The organism is Candidatus Schekmanbacteria bacterium, from assembly GCA_003695725.1.
In the GTDB taxonomy this organism is placed as follows: domain Bacteria; phylum Schekmanbacteria; class GWA2-38-11; order GWA2-38-11; family J061; genus J061.
Genome location: RFHX01000008.1, coordinates 1 through 10,432, shown reverse-complemented (window position 1 = coordinate 10,432; position 10,432 = coordinate 1). Strand labels below are relative to the sequence as shown.

Annotated in this window: 7 protein-coding genes; all 7 read right to left on the bottom strand. The window is 39.6% G+C overall.

Annotated features, from left to right (window positions below; translation table 11 throughout):
- Positions 1-3,215: FAD-binding protein (locus D6734_00420; GenBank protein ID RMF98408.1), on the bottom strand; the 3,215-nt coding region annotated here is incomplete at its 3' end.
- Complete coding sequence (locus D6734_00415) at positions 3,212-3,661, bottom strand: hydrogenase iron-sulfur subunit (GenBank protein ID RMF98407.1); 450 nt, start codon at positions 3,659-3,661, stop codon at positions 3,212-3,214. The genes D6734_00415 and D6734_00420, both read right to left, overlap by 4 nt.
- A complete protein-coding gene (locus D6734_00410; protein RMF98406.1) occupies positions 3,658-5,349 on the bottom strand; it encodes an FAD-binding protein in 1,692 nt (563 codons plus the stop codon). Before D6734_00410 ends, D6734_00415 begins: the two co-directional genes overlap by 4 nt.
- Complete coding sequence (locus D6734_00405; GenBank protein RMF98405.1) at positions 5,342-6,601, bottom strand: CoB--CoM heterodisulfide reductase iron-sulfur subunit A family protein; 1,260 nt, start codon at positions 6,599-6,601, stop codon at positions 5,342-5,344. Before D6734_00405 ends, D6734_00410 begins: the two co-directional genes overlap by 8 nt.
- A 19-nt stretch (positions 6,602-6,620) precedes the next feature.
- Entirely contained in the window at positions 6,621-7,505 is an 885-nt protein-coding gene (locus D6734_00400; protein ID RMF98404.1) for a CoB--CoM heterodisulfide reductase subunit B, read from the bottom strand.
- Positions 7,502-8,071 carry a 4Fe-4S dicluster domain-containing protein gene (locus D6734_00395; GenBank protein ID RMF98403.1) on the bottom strand — a complete coding sequence of 190 codons (570 nt, stop codon included), beginning with the start codon at positions 8,069-8,071 and terminating at the stop codon, positions 7,502-7,504. Before D6734_00395 ends, D6734_00400 begins: the two co-directional genes overlap by 4 nt.
- Positions 8,072-8,197: 126 nt before the next feature.
- Positions 8,198-10,150 carry a hypothetical protein gene (locus tag D6734_00390; GenBank protein RMF98402.1) on the bottom strand — a complete coding sequence of 651 codons (1,953 nt, stop codon included), beginning with the start codon at positions 10,148-10,150 and terminating at the stop codon, positions 8,198-8,200.
- Positions 10,151-10,432 lie beyond the last annotated feature (282 nt).

Here is a 10,432-nt window from a genome sequence, read left to right as displayed (position 1 = left end):
GCCGAAGTCATACCGGCAATGCCTCCTCCTATTACAAGGACATCACGACAAATATCTATATCCTGATTATATAAGGGATTGAGTTTCCTTGCTCTCATTACAGCCATTTGCGCAAGAGTTTTAGCTTTATTCAGGGCTTTATCAGGAGTATTTGCATGCACCCATGTGCATTGGTCACGAATATTAGCCATTTCAAAAAGATATGGATTGAGTCCTGCTTCCCGCAATGCTTCTTGGAAAAGCGGCTCGTGAGTGCGGGGCGTGCATGAAGTAACTACAACACGATTGAGATTATGTTCTTTTATCATCTCCTTTATTTTTTCAAGACTGTCAGCGGCACAGGTATACATATTCTCTTCTGCAAAGACCACATTGGGTAATTGTTTCACATATTCAACAACAGAAGGAACCTCAATTACTCCCCCAATATTGGTTCCACATCTACAGACAAAAACTCCAACTCTTGGCTCTTCTTTGGAAACATCTCTTTCTTCAGGATATTCCTTTTTTCTCGTACATGTATTGCGCACATCACTTAACTGCTCTATAGCCAAAGCAGCCGCTCCACTTGCCTGAGTGACGGATTCAGGAATATCTTTCGGTTCTGTAAAAGCACCACAGGTATAAATCCCCTCCCTGTTAGTATATAAAGGATCCCATTTCCCTGTTTTACAAAAATTGAATTCATTGAGTTCAATTCCAAGGGTTTCTGCCACTTCCTTTTGTTCTTTACCGATACCAAGTCCGCCAGAAAGAACGACCATATCGAATTCTTCGGTTATGGGCTTGCCTTCAGGCGTAATATATTGAAAAAGAAGATTTTGGGTTAAAGGGTCTTCTTTGACATTGGAAGGTCTGCATCTAACATATCTTACTCCAAGAGCTTCAGCCCTTTTGCAATAATCATCGAAACCTTTCCCAAAAGCCCGTAAATCAATAAAAAATATAGTACATTCAGCATCAGGAAGATGCTCTTTCACAAGACGCGCCTGCTTGGTTGCATACATACAGCAAACCGATGAACAATAATCCCTTTCTTCATCCCTTGAACCGACACATTGAATCCATGCTATCTTTTTTGGAGGTTTTCCGTCTGAAAGCCGTTTAATCTCTCCCATAAAGGGACCACCTGCGCTCAAAATCCTCTCAAATTCTAAACTGGAAAGGACATTGCTAAACCTCCTATGGCCAAATTCCTCTTTGAGATCAACATCATAATATTCAAATCCCGGCGCAAGAATAATAGCTCCTACATCAAGCTGTTTGACAGTTTGAATGGGCTGTTCATGGCTTATAGCTTTTGCTTCACAAGCTTCTTCACAAAGTCTGCAGTCAGAACAAACTGAACAGTGAAGGCATCTCAATGCCTCAGCAAGAGCATCCTCTTCAGAAAAAGGTTTCTCGATTTCGCTGAAATCCTTTATTCTCTCTTCAGGAGAAAGTTTAGGCGGAACCTTTTTCCATTCTTTCTTTATCCTTTTGCCTTCAATCTCAGGTTCTGTCGGTTCAGGTCTTACATCCTCTGGAATCGGCTTGTTTCTCAGTTTGCTGTCAATCACCATCGCTGCTCTTCTGCCATCGGCAATCGCCTCAATAGCAGAAGCAGGACCCCTCACAACATCGCCTCCGGCATATATTTTGCCATCACTAGTGCGGAGAAGAGATGGGTCAACCTTGATTCTATTTCCCTGCTGCGTCTCTAAATCACAGTCGAGAAAACTCAAATCAGGCCTTTGACCAATTGCCAAAAAAACCGTATCACCTTTCAATAATCCTTCTGTACCTTCATAAAACTGCGGATTGAATTTCCCTTCGCTGTCAAAAACCGATTTTACCTTTATGGTTCTGACACCTTCAATCTTTCCATCTTTAACGACTATTTCTTTTGGTCCAAGTGAATAATTTACTTTAACTCCTTCTTCAATCGCCTCTTCAAGCTCCCATGGATGACAGGGGATTTCCTCCTCGTTTTCAAGGCACATAAGAGAAACATCATATCCCAAGCGAAGGGCTGTCCTTGCAACATCCAAAGCAACATTACCACCACCTATGACTACCGCCTTTTTACCTTTTTTAACCTCCTCACCAAGGCTAACCTTTCTCAAAAATTCTACACCATCTATTACATTCTCATTGTCAGAGCCCGGTATGTTTAGTTTGTTTGCAAGATGCGCTCCTGTTGCAATATAGACAACATCGAAATCCTCTTTCAATTTTGAAAAAGCAATATCCTTACCAATTCTGGTATTCGTATGAATTTTGACCCCCAATGCCTCTATATTTGAAATCTCTATGGCCAATGATTTTGCCGGCACCCGATATTCAGGAATTCCCACTGCAAGCATTCCTCCCTTGACGGGCAAAGCCTCAAATATCTCAACATTGTATCCTTCAAGTGCAAGATAGTAGGCACAGGATAGTCCTGAGGGTCCAGCGCCAATTATGGCAATCTTTTCAGGATGCTTTTTCTCAACTGCCTGAGGAGGAGTAAAATCCGGGTCTCCATAAATTTTGTCTGCCAAGAAGCGCCGTAAATTCCTGATCGAAATAGCTTCATCGACAAGCCCTCTGCGACATTCTGATTCGCAGGGATGATGGCACATTCTTCCGCACACTCCGGGAAGAGGATTATTTTTCATTATAAGATTGTATGCTTCCTTATATTTTCCCTTTGCAATAAGGGCAATATACCCCTGCACACTGATTCCTGCAGGACAGGAAATTTTACAGGCAGACAATCCACGCTTGTCAATGGCATAGGCATTTGGCACTGCCTGTGAATAGCTTTTATAAATTGCATTTCTCTTTGAAAGTCCAAGGTCAAATTCGCTTTCAACTTCCACAGGACATACCTTTTTACAATCGCCGCAGGCAGTACACTTTGCAGGGTCGATTAACCGCTCATTTTGTTTCAGAAATACTTTGAAATTTCCTGCTTCGCCCTCAACCCGAATCAGCTCGACTCCTGCAAGAATATCTATATTGAGATGTCTTCCAACACCTACTAAGCGTGGAGAAATTGTGCACATCGCACAATCGTTCGTCGGAAATGTCTTATCAAGCTGAGCCATTTTACCGCCTATAAATGGCGTCTTTTCAGCAAGATAAACTCTGTATCCAGAGTCCGCCAAATCTATAGCTGACTGCATACCTGCCACTCCGCCGCCAAGGACAAGGACAGACCCTACTTTTCTATTTTTTCCATTTTCACTCATAAGCGGTTATTATTTCTTTCAAGATTTAAAGAGCCCAATTGGGACAATCTTTCCCTCATTTGCTCAACTGCATTTTTGATTCTATAAGGAGTATTTGACGCTACTTCTTTGAATTCTACCCTTTCAGGTTGAATTCCAATCTCCTGTAAAATTCCCTTAACATCAGCTATTCTTTTTTCAGCCCTCACATTGCCATGAATATATTTGCAATTATCTTTATAACATGCAAAAACTAAAACCCCGTATGCTCCATTCTCAAAGGCATAAAGGATGTGAGGTATATCGACCTTGCCGGAACAAGGCATTCTTACAACCCTAAGAGCAGAATCTTCAAAAGCAAGTTCTCTGCAAGCTCTTTCATAGGCTTCAAATCCGGAATGATTACAGCAAAAAGCCACAATCGGCTCCTTCTTTCTTTCTTCTGTAATCTTTTGTTCAACACTCATATTAGCCCCTCAAGTTCACAATAAACCTCTTCATCACTGAAAGAGGAAAGAGTTATTGCACGGTTGGGACATTCGCTTGTGCAGGTGCCGCAACCCAGACAATTGATCTGCGAAATTTCCGCCGCCCTGCTCCACTCAATTGCCCCGTGAGGACAAACTCTCACACAAGTAAGGCACAAAGTGCATTTACCTTTATCAACTATTATTTTTTCTGAAGGATATTTCAAGTTTTCATCTAAAGTTCTTTTAATAGAAGCAACTACATTCTCGGCATCCCTTTCTATTTCTGATATGTCAGAAACCTGTCTGCATGAGCCGCAGACAAATATCCCATTCTTATTTGTATCAACAGCAAGAAGATTTAAGTTTTCCGGCTGAATACTTGCCCTTGGACCTGTTTTCATCCGTATCTTTTCTGCAACAGCCTCAAGTGTAAAGTTTCTCTCAACTGAATCCTCTATCACTATTAAGGCACAATCGACCAATACTCTCACATCACTCATACCTTCACCTTTTAGGTATATGTCATCAATTGCAGAATAAAGGTCGCCGTCCTTTATGAAAATTTCAGGCATTTTCTCCAAAGTCTTGAAAAGAGTAATCCCCTTTTCTCTTACTTCAGTATAAAGCTCTTCAGCACCCTCTCTCGCAACTTCTGCATTTGCAATTGCTACAGCCACAGGCAGATTCGTTTCTTCATACAGTTTCAGAGCATTGAAAAGGAGAGATGAAAATAAAACAGGCGAATAGGTTTTTGAATAATTTCCGGCAAAAAGAATAGCTTTCCCGTCTGCAGAAGATTTTATTTTTTCGATAATTTCATCTCTTTTCTCACAAAAATCAGACAAACTAATTATTCTTTCATCATCAGGAATAGTCCTTTTAATATCTGCAGAAATTCCTGTCCATACTCCGCCCGCTATAACTACAGCCCCACAGTCGATCTCTTTTCTTTCTTCACCATTTTCAAAGCTTACCTTCATATCTCCTGCTTCGCCTTTAATCGATTCGATTTGCCCATTCAACAATACATCGATATTAGGTAATGATTCTAAGGTTTTTATTTTTTCTTCGAGAAAATCAGATGGCAATATATCGCTATTATAGAAGGCAGGTACCTTTCTTAAAACTCCTCCAAGAGATTCTTCTCTTTCCACAATAGCTGCACCGAATCCTTCTTCAGCCAATTTTATGGCACATTCAATCCCGGCAATTCCACCGCCAACCACGACAACTCTTTTCTTTGGATTAAATGGGGAATAATCAAGTTTTTTCCCTAACGAATACCTCTTATGAAAAGTATCGATATTTCTTTTAGCTTCATCTATAACTGCCTGCGCTTCATTGTCATCATTAGTATTCCTAATTCTTTCTGAAAAATTTAAAAGCATTATTCTTTCAGGTATTACTACCTCGGATAGAATGCTCTTGATTATTCTTTCTTTTGTGTATTCACCCGAAAAATCTATGAAAAGAGCAGATGAAAGAGCGTTTTTCGAAAACCAGTCAGCAATGGTTTTCTGCTTTTCTTCGGAAAAATCATTTCGTCCTATTGACAGACATAAATATGATTTTTTGTCGCAGTAATCAGATAATGCCTTTAATACTTTATCCTCGAAGGGTAAAAAGCTCGCTTCATTTATTGAGCTTCTTATAAATACGATTCCTGTATCTTTGTTTTCAGGCAACCTTATTCTCCCTTTTTATCGCTGTTACTGCATTTCTCCCTGCGGCAATTCCCTGCATAATGCTTGAAACTGCATTCTTTGGTCCTTCACAGCCGCCAGCAATAAAAATTTTTTCATTCTTTGTCCTTGTTTTGTCAATTGGTGAAAGTTTCTTAATAAAACCTGCTTCATCTATCTCTAATCCAAACAATTCTGCAATTTCTCTATTTGACGAAGAAGGCGCTATACCTGTCGAAAGCACGACAAGGTCAAAATCTTCTTCAATATTTTTCCCCTTTTCAAGAGATTCATAGGTCAGCCCAATTCTTCCATCTTCTTTCTCAACGATAACGCCGGGCATTGACCTTTCAAACTCTATTGATTTTTTACACCGCTCAACAATTTCCATTTCCTCTTTACAGTCCGCCTGCAAATCCATATAGAATATTTTGATTCTGGTATCGGGCAAGTCCTCTTTAATGTGCAAAGAGCTTCTCATAGCAAATAAACAGCAAATCTGTGAACAGTAAGGATTTGCATTTTTTGGGTCTCTGCTTCCTGCACATTGTATAAAAGCAATCGATGAAGGATGCTCTCCGTCTGAAGGACGAACGATTACTCCTTCCTTTCTGATTTTTTCTTCGAGCTCTTGACCACTAATAATGTTCTTGAAAATTCCGTAGTGATATGATGATTTCTGGGAAGGGTCAAAATGTTCAAGACCAACGGCAATTACTACTGTTTTAGCATTTATCTCAGTTTCTTCTTCCTTTTGGGAATAATCGATTGCAGCATATTTACAGGCATCGGCACATTTACTACACTCGTTGCCGAATGAACGAAGGCATTTTTCCTTATCTATAAAAGGAATTTGAGGGAAGGAACTAAAAGGAGGAAAATTAACTGCTTTTCCCTCTACAGGGCATACTTCAACACATTTTCCGCATTTTGTACAATTTTCTGATAAAATGCCGCTGGGCATCCTTTTTACATTTAATATAAAGTTCCCATCTCTTTCTTCAGCTCTGTTTACAAAAGAACCCATGAAAAATGAATTGTAAGATTCCTTGAAGATTTCTCTAATCTTATGGTCAGCCGTACAGGCACCACATTTGTTGCAGCGGTCAGAGGCTTTACAGCACAACTGCAAGCTTTTCCCACCAAGAAAGAAACTCTTTTCTATCAAGGCATATGAATAGCCCTCCTGAGATATCTGCAAAGCTGCTGAAATACCTGCTACACCACCGCCTATAATAACAACATCAAAATTCAATGTAATTTTTCACTCCCTACTAACTTGCTGCCTCTAAGGATTTGACAAGTTCTTTTGTCTTAACAACATTTAGATTTAGGCCTAATTCCTTTGAAGGCAAACCCATTGCAAGGCCTAACAGTTGGGGATAGAAGAGAACAGGCATCTTATATTCCGTCTGAAACTCTTCCTCTATGGAACGCTGATTGGCGTCATACATAACACCGCAGAATGGGCATATCAAACAAACAATGTCTGCACCTGCCTTTTTCATTCGGTCTAACTTCTCCTTTGAAAGGGCAAGAGAAACTTTTTCTGCTACTGCAAGTATGCCTCCTCCGCAGCATTGCATTTCATTACTATGCTCAACATAATTTGCTCCTGTTGCCTTAATCAACTCTTTTAACGATGAAGGCATCTCAGGGTCATCAAAACGGTTATATATAGCTGATGGTCTTACATAGTGGCATCCAAAATGTGCGGTAACATTCAGCTTGTCAAGAGGTCTTACGACTTTTTCTTGAAGCTTCTCGACACCTATTTCATCGATTAAAATTCTGCATATATGTCTAACCTTCACCGTGCCATTGTATTTCTTCCCTATTGCTTCAAGTTTTTTGTTCACTCTTCCCCTCAATTCCTCATCCTCATTCATTTCATTTGCAAACTCAGTCAGGTTTTCAGTGCAAGCACTGCACATAGTGCATAATTCAGTTATCCCCTTTTCTTCAGCCAAACTTAAATTTCGCGCAGCAAGAAGCATTGCTGTTTCATAATTCGCCGCCTTCAAAGGGAATCCACAACAAGAAAAGTCTTCAACATCTACAAATTCTATGCCAAGCTCCTTTGCTATTCTTCGTGTAGATATTTCATACTGCCTCACTCTTGCAGGTATCGTACATCCCAAAAAAAGTCCTAATTTCACTGTCCTTCTCCTGTCTGATTTTCAGAGACATCCGCAGAATCGCTGGCTGTCTCTTTGATTTCTTCTTTTTTACTCTCTTCCAAAATTTTACTAAATCCCGTAATCTCAAAAATCTTTTCTACTTCTCCAATTTTTAGAGGAAGCTTTGGAAGTCCTGCCTTTTCTCTTTTCTTGTTGTCAAACTCTTCAAGCTCATAAACTCTTCCACTGCCTTTGATAAATTCACCAATTTGCACATATGAATGATGAACATAACCTTCTTCAGTTGCAAGATTTTTGAAAACAGTCATCAAATCTGTAATTTTCACACCTTGAGGACATTTTTCCTGACAACTGTAACAGGCAGTGCATAGCCAAACGAAGTCACTTTTGTAAACTGCTTCCTTTAATCCCAGAAGAGCCATTCTGATAATTTGGCGTGGATTGAAACGCTCATCGATTTTCCTTACCGGACAGCTTGCTGAACAGGTTCCACAGGAATAACAATTTTTTATTTTTTCACCGCCGGGCCTTTTGGCAACCTCATATTTAAATTGAGGGTCCAACTCATCAAATTTTATTTCCATTTCTTATCTCCATTTTTCAAAGACTTTTTTAAGTTTTTGTTTTTTTTATAAAATAAAGAAAAAAAAGCAAGCATTAATCTTTTATAAAATGCTTAAGAATAAAGCAAAAAAATTCTCTCATAGAGCTTATTTTGAGACAAAATCCTTTATTGAGAAAACATCATCTTCTACAAGCTTGCCGTTTTCTTCAAGGAGCTCCATCAATTCACCAAACCCAATCTCTTCCAACCTTTTCCTGCAAGGCAGTCCCTCTTTGGAATATCCTCTATAAAAATAGTATTCGTCAAGCATTCCGGGATGTTCTATTGGGTCTTCTTCCCCTCGTGTCGTCCCCTTTCTCATATCATCATCTCTTTTTATTCCTAACAGGCAGTTGAAGCCCTTTTCCAATTGGTAAGCCCTTTCAGCCGAATGAAAAAGATTTATGTCCTTGACTCCTGTCGCCGCTTCATAGATTTCATAAAGTTCATTGAATAGAATGAGGGGATTGCCAAAGATGTTTGTTGCCGCAACGGGGATAAAGCATAACCCTAAAGAATCTATCGCCATTTTGAAATTCTCATGCCACCAAACTACTCTTCCCTTTGCAACAGGACTAAGAGGATTCGCAATCTCTTCTGGAGAATCTTTACCAAATATGCGGGCAAGCATATCCTTTGCCCCCACCAGCGCTGAATATGGATGTCCCTTCATATGGTCTGCCCCCCTTGTTGCTACCGAGGAAGCCAATCCCATTGGAAGGACTTGTTTGCGGTTGTATGGAAATGTCATTCCCTTAGTATGGAAACCATAAGGAGAAGTTCTTGAGCCAAGCTGCCTTATTATTTCAGGAATGCTCTCAGCAAGGAGGTTTCCAAATCCCTCCCTTTTTGAAACTTTCATAATCATATCTTCGACCAAATCAGCATCACCCCAATTCAAGTGAAAACCGCCCGTATCCTCTTGTCCTATAATTCCTCGTTGATAGCACTCCATTGCCATAGCAAGATTCCATCCAAACTGCGTTACATCCAATCCCATTCGATTTGTCAAATTGGCTAAATGGAAAAGAGTTGGAAAATCATAAATATCGAGAAGCGGTCCAAGATTTACATAATGCCCAAATTCTATCTTATCACCTTCTTCGCCTCTGTATTTCCCCTCATTGACTTTCCATTTTTGAGAGCATCCGACAGGACAGAAAAAACAGCTTGATTTGCCCGCTTTATATTTTTCAGCAAACTCGGTTATATCATACTTTGAAAGCTCTTCTTCCGAAATCCTTCCTTGGTCATTTTTTTTAGCTACTTCAGTGCCAAGTTGTGCAATTAGTATCAATGTCCCATATTCAGAATTTGCGGCAACTGCAGGACTTTCACTCCAAAGTTTTGAATATTCTCTAACAAGTGAATCAAATTTTACTTCATCGGCAGAAGGGATAATTCCGTCTCCCTTAACCAACACTGCTTTAAGTTTCTTACTGCCCATAACACAACCCATTCCTGCACGCCCATTGGCACTGACTCTTTTCCGTCCAGAAAAGATACTCGCATATCTAACTAGATTTTCTCCGGCAGGACCTATCCTTGCCGACTCGAAATCACTGCCAAATCTCTTCTCAATATATTCATCTGTTTCATATGTATCCATTCCCCAAATGTCGTGAACTTCTATGATTTGGGGTTTTTTGCCCTTTTCAATCAAAAGAAGAGATGGAAACTCCGCTTTTCCTTCTATTATGATGTGGTCGAAGCCGGCCTGTTTCATCTTTACGCCAAAGTGGCCTCCTGCATTGGAATCACCAAAAAGGCCCGTAAGAGGACTTTTCGAAGTAACAGTATATCTCGTTGCACAAGGAAACTTTGTGCCCACAAGTGGACCTGCCCCAAAGATAAGGGGATTATCAGGAGAAAGCGGATTTATTTCCATCTTTTCTCTTAGATTATCAAAGAGCAGCTTTGCATTTATTCCTGCACCACCAATGTATTGGCTTTTCAAATCGTCTGAAAGCTCATCTTCACATATTTCAGAAGTCGTAAGATTAACCCTCAAAATTTTCCCGACAAATCCGCCTCTTTTTTCAATTCCTTTTCCAGCCATTGGAATTTTTCATTTTTTCCCATTGAAACAAATTTTTTACAACTATTGCAAATATAAATTATATGTCATCTTTCCTTTACCATTTATTTGATAATCATATTTGATATGAGTATTCAACTTTGTAACGCATCTACAATAGATGGTTATAGTCAAGCAGTGCAATAAAAAGGTCTTCTACAAAGACAATCATTTGAAATCTTGACTTGCGCTTTTTTATCATATAACCAAAACAGTTATGTTTATCTTGAGAAACAAAGAAAATCCAAAAAAGCATTTTTTCTT